This window comes from Flavobacterium notoginsengisoli (assembly GCF_014207905.1).
GTDB classification, from domain to species: Bacteria; Bacteroidota; Bacteroidia; order Flavobacteriales; family Flavobacteriaceae; genus Flavobacterium; species Flavobacterium notoginsengisoli_A.
The window spans coordinates 262,247-279,051 of sequence record NZ_JACHLB010000004.1; the positions used below are offsets into that span (position 1 = coordinate 262,247).

General features: G+C 32.7%; 11 protein-coding genes. 4 read left to right on the plus strand and 7 right to left on the minus strand.

Going from position 1 to position 16,805, the window contains the following annotated elements; all coding sequences use genetic code 11:
- Positions 1-26: 26 nt before the first annotated feature.
- Positions 27-1,568, minus strand: a complete 1,542-nt coding sequence (locus tag HNP35_RS13985; protein WP_184163113.1) for a RagB/SusD family nutrient uptake outer membrane protein — start codon at positions 1,566-1,568, stop codon at positions 27-29.
- A gap of 17 nt (positions 1,569-1,585) precedes the next feature.
- Positions 1,586-4,591 (minus strand): SusC/RagA family TonB-linked outer membrane protein, encoded by a 3,006-nt coding sequence (locus HNP35_RS13990; RefSeq protein WP_184163116.1) that lies wholly within the window; start codon positions 4,589-4,591, stop codon positions 1,586-1,588.
- 391 nt (positions 4,592-4,982) lie between these two features.
- Between HNP35_RS13990 and HNP35_RS13995 the strand changes: the two genes are divergently transcribed.
- Positions 4,983-8,933, plus strand: a complete 3,951-nt coding sequence (locus HNP35_RS13995; RefSeq protein ID WP_184163119.1) for a hybrid sensor histidine kinase/response regulator transcription factor — start codon at positions 4,983-4,985, stop codon at positions 8,931-8,933.
- A gap of 186 nt (positions 8,934-9,119) precedes the next feature.
- On the opposite strand, the gene HNP35_RS14000 is transcribed toward HNP35_RS13995, so the two are convergent.
- From HNP35_RS14000 to HNP35_RS14020, 5 genes are all read right to left on the minus strand, one after another.
- Positions 9,120-9,827, minus strand: a complete 708-nt coding sequence (locus HNP35_RS14000; RefSeq protein ID WP_184163123.1) for a LytR/AlgR family response regulator transcription factor — start codon at positions 9,825-9,827, stop codon at positions 9,120-9,122.
- A complete protein-coding gene (locus tag HNP35_RS14005; protein WP_184163126.1) occupies positions 9,827-10,996 on the minus strand; it encodes a sensor histidine kinase in 1,170 nt (389 codons plus the stop codon). Before HNP35_RS14005 ends, HNP35_RS14000 begins: the two co-directional genes overlap by 1 nt.
- Positions 10,997-11,047: 51 nt before the next feature.
- Positions 11,048-11,785 carry a CPBP family intramembrane glutamic endopeptidase gene (locus tag HNP35_RS14010; protein WP_184163129.1) on the minus strand — a complete coding sequence of 246 codons (738 nt, stop codon included), beginning with the start codon at positions 11,783-11,785 and terminating at the stop codon, positions 11,048-11,050.
- 490 nt (positions 11,786-12,275) lie between these two features.
- The gene (locus tag HNP35_RS14015; protein ID WP_184163132.1) at positions 12,276-12,662 is read right to left on the minus strand and encodes a DoxX family protein; all 387 of its coding nucleotides are present in this window, start codon (positions 12,660-12,662) and stop codon (positions 12,276-12,278) included.
- Positions 12,663-12,807: 145 nt separating this feature from the next.
- Positions 12,808-13,821 (minus strand): zinc-binding alcohol dehydrogenase family protein, encoded by a 1,014-nt coding sequence (locus HNP35_RS14020; RefSeq protein ID WP_184163135.1) that lies wholly within the window; start codon positions 13,819-13,821, stop codon positions 12,808-12,810.
- A gap of 285 nt (positions 13,822-14,106) precedes the next feature.
- Between HNP35_RS14020 and HNP35_RS14025 the strand changes: the two genes are divergently transcribed.
- From HNP35_RS14025 to HNP35_RS14035, 3 genes are all read left to right on the plus strand, one after another.
- Positions 14,107-14,667 carry a GNAT family N-acetyltransferase gene (locus HNP35_RS14025; RefSeq protein ID WP_184163138.1) on the plus strand — a complete coding sequence of 187 codons (561 nt, stop codon included), beginning with the start codon at positions 14,107-14,109 and terminating at the stop codon, positions 14,665-14,667.
- Positions 14,668-14,719: 52 nt separating this feature from the next.
- Positions 14,720-15,592 (plus strand): helix-turn-helix domain-containing protein, encoded by an 873-nt coding sequence (locus HNP35_RS14030; RefSeq protein WP_184163141.1) that lies wholly within the window; start codon positions 14,720-14,722, stop codon positions 15,590-15,592.
- Positions 15,593-15,670: 78 nt separating this feature from the next.
- Complete coding sequence (locus HNP35_RS14035; protein ID WP_184163144.1) at positions 15,671-16,720, plus strand: alpha/beta hydrolase; 1,050 nt, start codon at positions 15,671-15,673, stop codon at positions 16,718-16,720.
- The last annotated feature ends 85 nt before the right edge of the window (positions 16,721-16,805 follow it).

The window sequence follows — 16,805 nt, forward strand, 5'->3', positions numbered from 1 at the left end:
GTCTGATTCCCACAAAAAAAATCAGTTTAGTATCCAGAGTTTTGCTCTAAATTTGGATTATTATCTACATCACTTTGTGGAATAGGCATTCTATGATTTTTACCCACTTTAAAGTTTTTAAAATCTGGATCACGAAGCGCAATTTTATCAACAGCAGCTTGAGAATCTAAATCTCCCCAACGTTTTAAATCTTCCCAGCGAACACTTTCACCGCACAATTCTAAAACTCTTTCCATTTTTAAACGCTCTAAGAATAAATCGTGATTGTTTCCAATTTCAGGATGCGCAACCGCCAATGTGTTCATGTTTACACGAGCTCTTACCATATCTACATATTGATAAGCTTGAGAAGTGCTTCCTAACTCGTTTAAAACTTCAGCATAACGTAATAAAATATCTCCGTAACGAACTAATCTGTAGTTTACCTGGCTGTAGTAATCTTCATTATCTCTGTAATAATCACGGCTTCCTTTTCTAAACCAAGCCTCATCATTATTCCACTCCCAATTTCTGTTGTATGTTTTATCACCGAAATCAGCTAATAATTGCGGATAGTATAAAGTCCATCTTAAACGAATATCAAGATTTCCGTCTTTATTTTTTTCTTGTTTGAATGCATTTACTAACCAAAAACGAGCTTGACCATCTGACCATCCAATTCCTCTTGGAGCAAAAAATTGACAACGGTTACTAGAAACTGCCGCATTTTGATCTTCTCCAGTTCCTCCTTTTCTTTGATCACCAAATTGGATTTCAAAAACAGATTCGCTGTTGTTTTCATTTACGTCTGTAAAATTATCTCTGTAATTTGAAACTAAGCTATACCTTGCTCCAGGTCCTGTAATCAAATATTCTAATGCCGTTTTTGCTTCTGCCCATTTGTGCTGCTGCATGTATGTTTTGGCAAGAAAAGCTTTTACAGCGCCTTTATCTGGTCTTCCCGATTGATCTATTTCATTTGTAGCACTTTTTGCCCAGCTGCTTGGTAAATCTTCGAAAGCTTCATTTAAATCTTTTTCGATTTGTGCCCAAACTTCTGTTACCTTTTTTTGCTGTGGCAAATCCTGTGGTGTAGAAGGATCTAAAACTAAAGGAATATCCTCCCAAATTACCGCTGCATAATAGTAATGTAACGCTCTAAAAAATTTAGCTTGAGCAATGATTTTCTTTTTATCATCTTCGTTTTGAAAAGTAATGTTCGGAACATTAGCCAAAACCTGATTACATCTAAAAATTGCTTTATAGGTATCTCTCCATGTTACGGCATTTCCTTCCCAGAAATTATAATTAATATAATTAAATCTTGTCCAGTCTGCTAATTCTGTCCATGGACTTACGCTATAACCTTCATCAGAAGTTAAATCCAATCTAAAATAGATCCATCTTGCCCAAAGACCATCTTTATAGAACATGGCATAAATTGAGTTTACACCAGCTTGTGCGTCACTTTCGGTTTTCCAATATTGATCTACGGTAATATCATTTGGGCTATTCAGGTCCAATTCGTTTTCGCAAGCTGTAAAAACAAGACCTAGAAAAGCTGCTGTTATTATAATTATTTTTTTCATTACGCTATTTTTTTAAATTAAAAGCCAAACTCGACACCTAAAGAATATGTTTTAAGATTTGGGAAAGCACCATTATCAAAACCTCTTTCAAAAATATTACCGTTTGTAAACTCAGGATCTAAACCTTTGTATTTGGTAATTGTAATAATATTTTGCGCCGAAAGTGTTAATCTTGCTCTTGTAATACCTGAATTTTTCAAAACACTTTCTGGTAAATTATAACCAAACCCTACATATTTTAGTCTGATAAAATCTCCACTTTCTAAAAAACGGTCGCTATCTCCTCTTGAATTTAAAGTTGATCCTTTCGTAATTCTAGGAAAATCAGTATTTGGATTTTCTGGTGTCCAAGGCTGAATACCAGCTCTGTAGTTACTATTATCATCAAAACGGTCTACAACACTTCTAAATCCGTTGTAAACAGTAGCTCCGTGAGAGGCAATCCAGTTCATAGAAAAATCAAATCCTTTGTATTCTGCTCCAGCGTTTAGACCCATTTCAAATTCCGGCCACGGACTTCCTGAGATCGTTTTATCGGTACTAGAAATTTGTCCGTCTCCGTTAATATCTTTAAATCGGATGTCTCCAGGAACAGCATTTGGCATAATTACTTTTCCATCGGCAGTTTTGTAATTGTCAATTTCTTGTTGGTTTTGGAATAATCCGTCAGTTTGCAAAACATACCACATACCTACTGGCATTCCTGCTCTTGTAATAGTATTTCCAGAAATATTTTCGTTTTGACCATTACCTAAAGAAACTAGTTTGTTGTTAATTTTTGTAAAGTTTACAGAAGCATTAAAAGAGAACTCATTAATTTTTTTGCTGTAAGCTAATTCTAACTCAAAACCTTTGTTTTCTACAGTTGCAGCATTAGCAATTGGATTTCCACCATCGTTTCCAGTAGTTAATAAAATAGGGAAACCAAATAATACATCTTCTGTACGAGCAATAAAATAATCGGCTGTAAGACGTAAATCATTATTTAAAACCCCAAAATCAAGTCCAATATTGGTTTGTTTTAATTTTTCCCAGCGTAACTGTGCATTTGATAATTTTACCTGAGCTGCAGAAGGATATAGAGTTTGCCCATTTCCTAATACAATCTGTCCAAAATTATTAACAAAGCTTTTGTATTCATAATTTCCAATGTTACCAGAACCTAATTCACCGTAACTTGCTCTTAATTTTAAATCTTTAATAAATTCAGATTTAAAGAAAGGTTCGTTGCTTACTCTCCATCCCGCAGAGACAGAAGGGAAATTACCCCATTTATTTTCATCGCTAAATCTAGATGATCCATCACGTCTTAAAACAGCATTAAACAAATAACGATTATCATAATTGTATTCAATTCTTCCTAAATAGGATGCCAATGCTGCTTCGTTAATATATCCTCCAACAACTGGCGAGTTTCCTTGATTTAAAACTTCATAATATTGTCCATTACCTGAGTTAATTGGCAAATTTCTTTTCTCTCCATAAATGATATCGTATTTATCTTTTTGAAAAGTCTGTCCAACTAAAACAGTTATATCATGCTTACCAAATTCTTTTTTGAAAGTCAATGTATTTTCAAATAACATTGTTTCTGATCTCGCTTTGTTTTGATTTGCGATTGATGGATCTGGAGGCTGATTTAATGTCCAGTTACCTACTTTTCTTAAGAATTTATAAGAATCAAAACTTGTCTCGTATCCAAAATTGAAACGATATTTCAACCATGGTGCAAATTTTAACTCTGACCAAATATTTCCTCTAATTCTAAAATTTTGGTTTATTACGTTAGAAAAATCAGCTAAAGCCAAAGGGTTTGTACCAAAAGTATCTGCTACACCTTGTTTTCCGTAACCATAACCTCCAGGATTAGAAGGATCATAAAGCGGAATTGTTGGTGTCATTCTGTATACATCAATTATAGGGTTTCCAGACATTTCATCTGTTTTTGCATTGCTTATTGCTAAGTTTTCTCCAATGCTGAAAATTCCTTTTGTTCCGCTTGAATTTACACGGAAAGAGATTCTGTCAAAATCAGTTCCAACAACAGTTCCTTCATTTCCAAAATAATTTCCAGACATAAAAAAGGTAGAATTCTCGCTTCCTCCAGAAAAACTTGCATTATAATCCTGCATCATTCCAGTTTTAAAAACTGCATCTTGCCAATCTGTATCAACAGCCATGTTTAAATTCTGTCTTTGCAATCCAGCATTATCATATGCCATATTATTCCATTTGGCAAACTCCTCCGTTCCCATTAAATCGTAACGAGGCATAACCTGTAAACTGCTTTTTGCAGAAACTTCGACTTTTAGCGGTCCTTTTTTTCCTTTTTTAGTTGTAATAATGATTACCCCATTTGCAGCTCTAGATCCGTAGATGGCTGCTGCAGAAGCATCTTTTAAAACCTGAATAGATTCGATATCATTCGGGTTAAAATCTCTGTTTCCAGAAGTTACTAAACCATCAATTACATACAATGGATTCGTGTTTTGAAGATTTTTAAGACCACGAATTTCAACATTCGCTTCTTGTCCCGGACGTCCGCCACCGCGAACTTTAACTCCAGTAACTAAACCTTGCAATCCGTCTGCAACTGTAGTAACCTGACGTTTCTGAATTTCGTCTGCTTTTACTAAAGAAACAGCTCCCGTAAGGTCTTTTTTCTGTTGCGTTCCATAACCTACAACCACTATCTCATCTAGTTTCATTGCATCTTCTTGCAACGTAACATTAATAGAAGTTTGATTGTTTATGGCAATTTCTGCCGTTTTATAGCCTTGTGAGCTAAAGACTAATGTTTGGTTTCCTGCTGCCGAAATTTTAAAACTTCCGTCAAAATCGGTAGCGGTACCATTTTGTGTTCCTTTTATTAACACATTAGCAAAAGGAATTGATTCTCCAGTTGCGCTTGTAACTTTTCCCGTTATGGTTATTTGTTGGGCAAAAGCCGGCTGCAGTAATAAACTAAAGAAAACTAAGAGGTAATATCTCTTCGTTAAAAAGTGAGTGAGCTTTGTTTTCATTGAAATTTGCATTTTAGATAGTTTTATTTCTTTTGTGGTTTGGTTTACGAAATATTCATTTTTTAATCGTCCGGAATGCGAACAAAAAAAGAATTAATATTCTCTTCTAATAATAAATTGTTCATTTTGTTTCAAAATTATTAATGGTTTGGTTTTTCAATATTAATTTTATTGATAGTATATTTTTAACCTTAAAATTTTATCAATATCATTTATTTGAAAATTCAAAGTAGACGCTTTTTATTCAAAATAAAATGCTTCATTTGTGTCAATATCTCTTTCAAATGATTCAAATTGCATAAAAACAATCAATAAATGCAAGGCTTGCAACATTTTGTAGAATATTGACACGATTTGAGGAAATCACGATTTTATCATAAAAAAGACAACTATGCGTAAATTCTTTCTTTTTTTATTTGTTAGCATTTTTTCGATAAATTTTTCGAATGCTCAAGATTATTATTTCAAACATTTTCAGGTTGAAGAAGGGCTTTCTAACAATACCGTTTTGACCTCAATACAAGATAATGACGGCTTTATGTGGTTTGGAACTAAAGATGGTTTGAACCGTTTTGATGGCTATCGTTTTAAGACATACAGAAGCAATGGCGACCCAATTCATAGTTTAGGGAGCAATTATATTCAATCTATGCACGAATGTGATGGTACAATTTGGGTCGGAACAGATAAAGGTTTGTATCATTATGATAAAAAACAAGAAAGCTTTACCGTTTTTAATGAAGCCATAAATGATCGTATTAACGACATCAATCATGACAAAAAAGGCAACATTTGGTTTCTTTCTGGCAACATTTTGTATAAGTATGCACCAAAAAAGAAAGAAACCACCACTTTTAATACCAATAAATACTTTCCAACGACCTCTATTGCACCTGATCCAAAAGGAGAAATTTGGGCTTCATCTTACAATAAAATCTATCATTATTCTGAAGAGAATCTTTCTTTCGAGAATTTTCCTTTAAATCCGCCTGCTAATAAAGCTAATTTTAGAATTACAGTCATTTTTGTTATTGATAATGAAAATATTGCCATTGGAACACAAGATCACGGTATTCTTATTTATAATAGAAAAACAAGAATTACCAGCGAATTGAAATTTGATGTTAAAGAACCCGTTTTTGTTCGTCAGTTTAAGAAAAGGGGTAATGATGAATTATGGATTGCAAGCGAATCTGGCGTTTATGTGTATAATCTAAAAACCAAAACTGCAGTAAATCTTATTAAAAATTATAATGATCCGTATGCCATTTCAGATAATGCATCTTATTCAATTACAATTGATAAAGAAGACGGAATTTGGATTGGAACTTATTTTGGAGGAATCAATTATCATCAAAAACAATATACGCAGTTTAAGAAATATTTTCCGCAGAAAGGCCAAAACTCCATTAGCGGAAGCGCAGTCCGAGAAATTCATAAAGACGAAAAAGGCGATTTATGGATCGGAACTGAAGATGCTGGCGTTAATCGTTTTAATATAAAGACCAAAAAATTCACTTCTTATTTGCCAAACGGTACCAAAAGCGGTGTTTCTTATTATAATATTCATGCCTTATTGCCTAGAAAAGATAAAATCTGGGTCGGAACTTTTGAACATGGTTTGGATGTTTTGGATAGAAATACCGGAGCTGTTATTAAACATTACAGCGCAAATGATCAGAAAAGCGGACTTCAGAGTAATTTTATTTTTTCTTTTTATGGAATGAAAAATAAAGACCTTATTGTTGTTACGACAAGAGGTTTATACCGTTATAACGAACAAGCAGATAACTTTGAAATACTGAAATTCTTTCCTGAAACCTATCATTATACCAATTTTAAAGAAGACAGCGACGGTAATCTTTGGGCTGGAAGTTATCGCGACGGATTGCTTTTTTACAATCCGAAAACGAAGAAAAAAGAGGTTTTTATTTATGATTACAAAAATCCGAAAAGCATTAGCAACAACACTATTAATACCATTTTTGAAGACAGTTCTAATAATTTATGGATTGCGACTGAAAATGGTTTGAATCTGGTAGACCGAAAAACACACGCTTTCAAAAAAATCACCACCAATGACGGAATGCCGAGTAATGTTTTCTATTCTATTTTAGAAGATGACACTAAAAATCTTTGGCTGACAACTTCAAAAGGTTTGGTGAAATTTGGTCCAGATCATAAAACAATTAAAATTTTTACGACGGCAAATGGTTTATTGAGCGATCAGTTTAATTATAATTCTGCTTTTGAAGACACAAACGGCGATATGTATTTTGGAAATCTGAACGGAATGATCAGTTTTAATCCGAAACATTTTAGCAAAAACAAATACACGCCTTTTGTTTACATAACTAATCTTCAGATTAACAATAAAGATATCGAGGTAAACAGCCCCGACTCGCCTATTGAGCAATCTATTTCTTTTTTAGACGAGTTGGAATTAAACAACAGCCAGTCGTCTTTTAATCTCGAATTTGCTTCTTTAAATTTTACCGCCCCAGAATTGACAGAATATTGGTATCAGTTAGAAAATGTCAATAATGACTGGGTTTATTTAGGAAGAAACAACAAAGTTTTCTTTACCGAACTAGCACCTGGCGATTATGTTTTTAAAGTAAAATCGTTGAATAGTTTTGGCGTTTGGAGTAAAGAAGTAAAACTCAAAATCCGAATTTTGCCTCCATTTTACGCCAGCACTTATGCTTATTTGCTGTACTTTCTGTTAATCTGCGCTGGTTTTTACTACATTATTCGTTATTCTCAGAATCTTACTCAAATTAAAAATAATCGTAAAATAAAGCATTTAAATGATGAAAAAGAGAAAGAAATTTATCAAGCAAAAATTGATTTTTTCACGAATGTAGCGCACGAAATCAGAACGCCTTTGACTTTGATTAAAGGTCCGTTGGAAAAACTTTTAGGATTGAATCACGAATTGGAAGAAGTGCCACAGCATCTTTCTATAATGAAAAAGAATACTTCTCGTCTTTTAAAACTGGTTAACGAATTATTGGATTTTAGAAAATCGGAAATTGGCGGTTTAAAACTCACTTTTGTAGAAGCGAATATTTCTTCAATGGTTCGAAATTTCCATTTGAGATTCAGCCAATTAATTGAAGAACGAGAATTGGAATTTGAATTAGAATTAGGAGAAAAAGACATTCATGCCTTTGTTGATAAAGAAGCTTTTAAAAAGATTTTGAGCAATTTGATCAATAATGCCATTAAATATTCAAACAAAACAGTTTCTATTTCTTTATTCAGAGATGAAAAGAAACTGACCTTAATTGTCAAAAACGATGGAAAAATAATTCCGAATCATTTGAAAAATAAGATTTTTGAACCTTTTTTCAGAGTTGATGAAAACAGTACGGCTTCCGGAACCGGAATCGGACTTTCACTCGCACATTCGTTGGCACAATTGCATAACGGAAGCTTAGAATTGGTTGCTGATTCTACTTATAATATTTTCGAATTGGTTGTTCCGCTTCATCAAGAACAAGAATTTATGCTTTATTCTGATTCTGAAAAAGAACAAACAGAAAATGAAACTCCAAAAGAAACGGTTGAAATTAAAAATGAAAAAGCGCAAATTTTAGTAGTAGAAGACAATGAAGATCTTTTAAGTTTTATTACAACAGAATTGGCTTCGACATACGCTATTTTAAAGGCAGAAAATGGTGAGGAAGCATTAAAAATTATTCATAATGAAAATATTCAACTTGTAATTTCAGACGTTACGATGCCGGTTATGGACGGAATTACAATGTGTAAAAAAATTAAAACCAATCTAGAAACCAGTCATATTCCAGTAATTCTATTGACGGCAAAAAATTCGCTCAAATCTCAAATTGACGGACTTGAAGTTGGTGCAGATGCTTATATCGCCAAACCATTTTCTATGGATTATTTAAAAGTGCAAGCCAATAATCTGATTGAAAACCGAAGACAGATTATGAATTATTATGCAAGTTCGCCACTTTCTCATATTAAGAGCATTGCACACAATAAAACCGACGAAAAGTTCTTAAAAAAACTGGATGACGAAATCCTTAAAAACATTACAGATCAGGATTTAAGCGTTGAATCTCTCGCGGAAATTATGAATATGAGCCGTTCGACTTTATACAGAAAAATTAAAGACATTACCAATCTGAGTCCGAACGAACTGATTAATATTGTAAGACTTAAAAGAGCAGCAGAATTGTTGTTAAATGAAAACTATAAAATGTACGAAATCGCAGAAATGGTTGGCTATAAATCTCAAACTAGTTTTGGTCGAAATTTCCAAAAACATTTTAATATGTCGCCTTCTGAATATATTCAGGCAAATCGTTGATTATTTAACCGCAAAGTTCGCAAAGAGTTTTCGCAAAGCTCGCGAAGTATTTCTAAGCCAATACATTTTACTTTAAGCTCACAAAGTTTTTCAAGTTCAGCCTTTGTGAGCTTAAAATGAAATGCAATAAATAAACTTTGTGTTTCTTTGCGAAAACTCATTGCGAACTTTACGGTTAAAAAAAAACTATCTAATTCCAAGCAACTGATACAATTCTTCTTTTTTGTTTAAAGCTGCAGAAATAGTTTTTCCATCAATCAATTCAACAATATTTCCGTTAAGGCTTCTCACAGCTTCTAGATTGAGAATAAAAGAACGCTGAACGCGAAAGAACATGGGCAGTTTCAATACTTCTTCCATAGATTTTAAAGTTCCTAAAGTCGTATAAGTCGCACCATTAATCACAAATTTCAAATAATCTCCCTGCGCTTCTACATAAAGAATTTCATTCAGCAAAATTTTAATCAGTTTCCCTTCTGATTTAATAAAAATTCGGTCAGAATTAATTTGATGAACTGAATTTGTTTTCTTTAACGAAAGATATTCTTTGGCACGATTTACTGCTCTTAGAAAACGATCAAAACGAACGGGTTTTAATAAATAATCCGAAGCGCCGGTTTCAAAACCTTCTAAAGCAAAATCTCGATGCGCCGTTATAAAAATAATTACAGGAGGATTCGTAAGTGATTGAGCCATTTCTAAACCTGTAAATTTCGGCATTTCGATATCACTGAAAACAATATCAATTTCATTTTCCTCCAAATAAACTAAAGCCTTCGAAGATTCTCCGAAAGAAGCTTTTAATTCTAAAAACGGAACTTCTGCTATAAACGATTCAATAATATCTCGCGCAATTGGTTCGTCATCAACGATTAAGCATTTCAACTTTTCCATTATTTTCTTAAAACAAGTTTCAAATCGACTTTAAAGGATTTTTCAAGTCTTTTAATTTCTAATTCATATTGATTTGGATATAACAACTCTAGTCGTTTTCGGACGTTCTCCACTCCTATTCCACCAAAACCAGACTCATTTTCAGTTTCTTCCAAATCATTTTCTAAACTAAACCAAAAAGTATTGTTTTCAATCTTGATTTCTAGTTTAATGAAAGCATTTTTAGTGTTTTTTAAGCCATATTTAAATGCATTTTCGATAAATGTGAAAGTGAGTAGCGGTGCAACAAAAAGTCCAGCGGTTTGTCTTTCTCCTTCAATAACAACCTGAATATTAACATCATCAGCATAACGCATTTTTTCTAAAGCGATATAATTTTTAATGAAATCTAATTCTTTTTCCAAACGTACAATTTCTGTATTCGACTCGTAAAGCGTATAACTCATAATATCAGAAAGGTTCAGAATTAATTCTGGTGCTAAATTGTCTTTTCTAACCGTCAATCCGTAAAGATTATTCAAGGTATTAAACAGAAAATGAGGATTTAATTGTGCTTTCAGAAAGTCTTTTTCTATCTGAATATTTTGAATTTCCAGCGCCATTTTCTCTCTTTCAACCTGAAATTTCTTGTGGTAAAGTTTGGCAATTTCAACCAAAATCTTGGCAAAACAAAAAGGCGAAAGAAGCGAAATAATTATAATTGTTTGCGAAAGCATTCTTTTTGGTGCAACTGCTTCTAGAAAAGTCTGATCTGCACTCATTTTGATGACGCCTTTTAATTCTCCGAATTCAACTTCGAACCTCAAAACATAATACAAAATTGAAATAAAGTACGTTGAAGCCATCCAAACAAAAATCGAAATCGGAAAAACCAAAACTAAAAGCAGAATTATTCTGGATTTACTACCAGAAAAAATCTTTGGCAACAACAGATAAAATAGCATGTAAAAGACAATAATATTTACCAAAGCCATTCTAATTGTTAGCAGAATGGCATCAAAACAAACTAATTTATAGCCAATAACATAACTCAAAAAAAGTAATAGCGAAAAAACGGACCACATTAAAATGTGAAGTAAAATTCGGTTTCTTTTATTAAAAAAGTAGTCAAAATTGAATGATACAATTTTATCTAAAAAATATCCTGAAGCTAATGTGGTATTTGGCATGTATTATAAAGGGTAAAAGCAGTTTCAAATATAACTTTAATTTGGCGTTTTTTATAAAATTCTAATAATGGCATTTATTAAATTAATCGTGTTATGTCCCAAAACAGAATAAATTAGGTTTCCAGAAAAGCATCTCAAAACACCAACGCTTAAAGACGAAATAAGTGTTAGATATACGATCGTCATAATATCAAACTTTAAATGCAAATCCTGGTCTAAAATCATTCCGTGCATTAATCCGAACAAAAGTGTTACAATGACGAATGCCCAACCAAATTCGATACCTCGGTAATTCCATTTTGGTGCAAACGCTTTATTTAAAAGCCATAGAGCAATTCCTCTATAAGCGATTTCTTCGATTAATCCTGGCATTGTCGCTTGAAAAAGAAAAGTTTCTAAATCGAATGCTCCGCCTTTTGGGAATAAAATCATTTTAAAAATGACATCAAATAAAGTAAATCCGAAGAAGAATAGTAATCCGAATTTTAATTGTTTTTTGGAATTGGTTTTCGCCGTAAATCCGATTTTAATTTTTTCTTCTTTCGAAACTGAAAAGATAACGAAAAGACCTAAAATAAGACTCAAAATTTTTCCTGACCAGTTGAACTTTAAACCCAGAAATTCTAATGGTAACAACACTTTTCCGTACTGTTGGGAATACACATCTGCGAGAAAATAAAGAATAAAAAAAGCAAGATATTTAAGGTTCGATTTCTCGCTTCTAAAATAAGCTAATACGAAAAGAGGCGAAATTGCAATAATCCAAAGAAAAGGTGTAAACGGTGACATATTTTTGATTTTTAAAGTTTTAATTTTAATCAAAAGTATATCGAGAGTATATCAATTAAAATTGTGATCGGTAGAACCTAGAATCTGCTCGGTGAAAATGTTGTTTTAGCCGATTAGGTAGAATTTTAGATTTTAGATTTTAGATTAAAAATAGCTAATCCAAAAAAAAAAACAACTCTTAAATTTATTTTCACACTTCTATTTTATATTCCGTAGGAAAATTTGATTGGTAGAAAATTATGTTTTATATCATTGGTTTATGTTCCGTAGGAACGTTTGACGCTCGCATTTTTTTTACAATCTAGCGTTTCAAATGTTCCTACGGAACTAAATCGTATGGATGTTATTTTTTTTTCTACCGACCAAACATTCCTACGGAATGACGAATTGTTATAAAAAAAATGATGCGTTTGTATTCATTAGACAAACTAAAAAAAAAGCTCCAAATCAAAAATTTAGAGCTTTTCATTATTTTTAGTTTAGTGTATTATTAGTCCCACTTATTATTTTTAGAAACCGCATATTTACCAGCACCTGTAAAGAATAATGCAAGAGCACCAAAAAGGTAAAGCATTAATAATTCTAAAGCATAACCTCCGTGTTCGCTAATGGAGAAAATATCTTGAGCGTGAGCCGTGGCAACTGCTACAACACAAGTTACAGCTAGAAGAATTGCTGCAATTCTAGTTCTAAACCCAATTAAAATAGCAATTGGAGCTAAAACTTCACCGATGTAAACAGCGTATCCAAATGCTCCCATATTGTCTACAAGGAATGAAATTCCATGAATCAATTTAGAAACACCGTGAAAAAGCATTAATCCTCCAGCGCTTATGCGCACTAGCAATAACCCAAGGTCTGTGTTTTTTGAAATCATAAATAATATTGTTTTAGGTTAAAAATTTAAATACAAATTTGGCTTGTAAGCTGACGAAAATACAAAAATTTGTTTTCCTAAAACAATATTATTTAAAATTATTCTAAATAACAATCTTGAACTATCTCTAAAGCTGTTTTGAACCTTAAAACTTGATAGCGATTTTGCCTATTGTTCTTCCAGATTCTAATAATTCATGTGCTTTCTTAAGATTTTCGGCTGTTAATCCATTTAAAGTTGTATTTAAAGTCGTCTTTAATATTCCATCATCTAATAAATCGGCAACAATATTTAAAATGTTATGCTGTTCTACCATATCTTCTGTTTGATACATAGAACGTGTGTACATTAATTCCCATGAAAAAGAAACACTTTTACTTTTCAGTTTCGTTAATGCAACAGGTTCTGCACTTCCGGTAATTGAGGCAATATGTCCTTGCGGTTTAATGAGTTCTACCATCGAATCCCAATAAGCATTGGTGTCTACAAAATCTAAAATAAAATCAACGTGCTCAAAACCTGCTTCACGAACTGACGAAATTAAATCTTTATGATCTACTACAAAATCAGCTCCTTGCTGTTTGCACCAATCTATAGTTTCTAAACGCGATGCTGTTGCAATAACAGTTAAACCCGCAATTTTCTTAGCCAATTGAATAGCAATCGAACCTACTCCGCCAGCACCTCCAATAATTAAAATTGATTTGCCTTTGTCTTTTTCAGCGCTAATTCTGATTCTGTCAAATAAAATTTCCCAAGCCGTTAAAGCTGTTAACGGAATAACTGCGGCTTCTTCAATACTTAAAGATTTTGGTTTTCTGCCTACAATTCTTTCATCAATAATCTGATATTCGGCATTACTTCCTTGTTTGGTAATATCTCCTGCATAATAAACAGGATCTCCTACTTCAAACAAAGTTACCTCTTGCCCAACAGCTTGCACAATTCCAACGGCATCCCAACCGATAATTTTTGGTGTTTCTAAAACAGTATCCTTTGCACTATTTTGACGAATTTTAAAATCGACTGGATTTACTGAAATGGCATCTATTTTTACTAATAAGTCGTGTGGCCCAGGTATTGGTTTTACTGTTTCAAATTCGATAAAACTTTCTGGGTTTTCTATGGGTAATGATTTTTTAAATCCTATTGCTTTCATTTCTTTTTAATGTTTAAATAAAACTATATTACAAATATAAGCTTAGTTTAAATCTCATAATTGGTATATATCGAATGTATATTTGTACATTTTTTTCAAAGATCTATCCCGATAGATATCGGGGCTAAGCTACTGAGATCCTAAGTTTTTTTTATTTCACGCAGATTTTGCAAATTATAGCTGATCATACAGATTTTTTATTTTGAATCTGTCAATATCTGCTTAAATCTTCTAAAATCTGCGTGAAATAATTTTTAAAACTAAATTTGCTAAAAACATTTCTCTATGAATATCAGAAAAGCCGACAAATCCGATTCAAAATATATTGCACCTATATTATTATTGGCAATGGAAGATATTATCTATAAATTTTTGAATAAAAAAGATTACGCTTCCGCGAAAGACTTTCTCGAATATTTCATTGAAAGAGAAAACAATCAATACTCTTATCAAAATTGTTTTGTTGCAGAAGAAAGCGACGAAATCATTGGAGCAGTCAATATTTATAATGGTGCTGATATAGAAACTTTACGAAATCCAATTATTGAATTTGTTAGAAAAAATCACAATCCTGAATTTGATCCAGAATTTGAAACAAAAGAAGGAGAATTTTATATCGATTCTTTAGGTGTAAATCCAAATCATCAAGGGAAAGGAATTGGTTCAAAACTGCTTGTTTTTTTAATTAACGAATATGTTCATCAAAACAAACAAACTTTAGGATTATTGGTGGAAGAAGATAATCCGTTGGCAAAGAATCTTTATTTAAAACTTGGATTCAAAATTGTCGGCGAAAAAACTTTGGTTGGCAAAAAACTCGAGCATCTTCAAATTGGTCCTGAATAATTCCGCTTCCGCTAAAGAAAATCATTAAATTTAAAATCCAAAACAAACCGCAATGAGCCTTAATAATGTATTTGAATCAAATTATAAAAAACTAGGATTTCTGACTCTTAATCAGGAAACCGTAGAAGAAATTAATAGCGACGAATACAAAGCTTATATTAAGGTATTATATCTTCCGGAAGAGTATCAGGTTACTATTGATTTTAAACAATATCAAACTAAAAGTCCTTCTCTGTTTTTCATCAACAGCAATCAATATCTGCAAATTAATAAAGAAGGAAAAAAGCAGGGGTATTTTATGTATTACAATCGTGATTTCTATTGCGTACAAATTCATGATGCCGAAGTTGCTTGCGACGGATTGTTATTCAATAATATATTTGAAATGCCAATGACAACTTTACCTGATAAAGAGGTTTTGTTTATTGAAGGTATTTTCAATCAGATTCAGGAAGAGTTTGTTTCTCCCGATTCTTCTCAAGAAGAAATGATTCGGACTTATTTGAAACAACTTATTATTAAAGCAACGCGAATCTGGAAAATCCAACAATTAGGCATTTTAAATGAAGAACCTTCCAAAGAAATGGATTTCTTCAGGGATTTTAGCCGTTTGGTTGAAATTCATTTTAGAACCAAACATACCGTTGCCGATTATGCTGATATTTTAGGCGTTGCTCCCAAAACGCTTTCGAATAAATTCAATCGTTTAGAGCTTACTCAGCCTAACGATATTATAAAAGACCGCATTATTCTCGAAGCAAAAAGGCTTTTGGGTTATTCTTCTTTAAGCGTAAAAGAGATTGCTTACCAGCTCGGATATGAAGATCCCGCCTATTTTAACCGACTTTTTACCCATAAAGTTGGCGATACTCCGTCGAATTTCAAGAAAAAATACCTTCAAGGGAAAAATGTACAATTAGAATAGACTTTTATCCATTTTTAGAGCTTTATTACCGCCATATCTTTGTCCTATCAAATTATAAATGATTAAAACATAAAAGATATGAAAACTATTAAAGTATTACAACAGAGTTTATTTATTGCAGCATTGTTCATCGTAAATACAATTGCTTCAGCACAAGAAAGACCATATAAAGGTCAAAATGATCCAGAAATTTTCACAGAAGTTCGTGGCTTTTTAAATGCATTAAATTCAGGTGACGGAAAACCATTAGAACAATTATCTGTAACGGATGCAAGAAACGTTTTAGTAGGCGCACAAAAATCAGTTGAAGTGGATTATTCTGGTATCGAAGAATCTGAAAAAGTAATTTCTCAAAACGGACTAAAAGTAAAAATTCATATTACAAAACCTAAAGGAGCAAAAGCAAATGCGCCAGTATTTATCTTTATTCACGGCGGCGGATGGGTTTTAGGTGATTATCCTACTCACAGAAGATTAGTTAGAGATTTGGTTGTAGAAAGCGGTGCAGTTGCGGTTTTCCCAGATTATACTCCGTCTCCAGAAGCTAAATATCCAGTAGCGATTAACGAAATTTACGCTGCAACGCAATGGGTAGCTGAAAACGGAAAAGAAATTGGCGTAAACGGTAAAAACCTTGCTGTTGTGGGAAACAGTGTAGGCGGAAATATGACTGCTGCGATTACTTTAATGGCTAAAGATAAAAAAGGTCCTCACATTAAATTACAAGTTTTATTATGGCCTGTAACGGATGCTAATTTTGAAACTGAATCTTATAATTTATATGCCAACGGACGTTTCTTAACTAAAAACATGATGAAATGGTTCTGGGACAACTACTTGCCTGATACTGCTAAAAGAACAGAGAAATACGCTTCTCCATTACAAGCAAGTTTAGCAGAATTAAAAGACTTACCTCCTGCTCTTGTTCAAACTGCTGAAAATGATGTTTTAAGAGATGAAGGTGAAGCTTATGCCAGAAAGCTTAATGAAGCTGGAGTTCCTGTTACTTTAACTAGATACAACGGTTTGATTCACGATTATGGACTTTTAAATCCGATTGCAAATGTACCAGCTATCCAAACTGCTGTACAGCAAGCTGCTATTGTGATCAAAACGACATTGAAATAAGAATTTCAAAACAAAAAATAGAAGCTTTCTCAAAAGAAAAGCTTCTATTTTTTTAGCTTCAGAGAAGCGGCATATTTATAGAAAA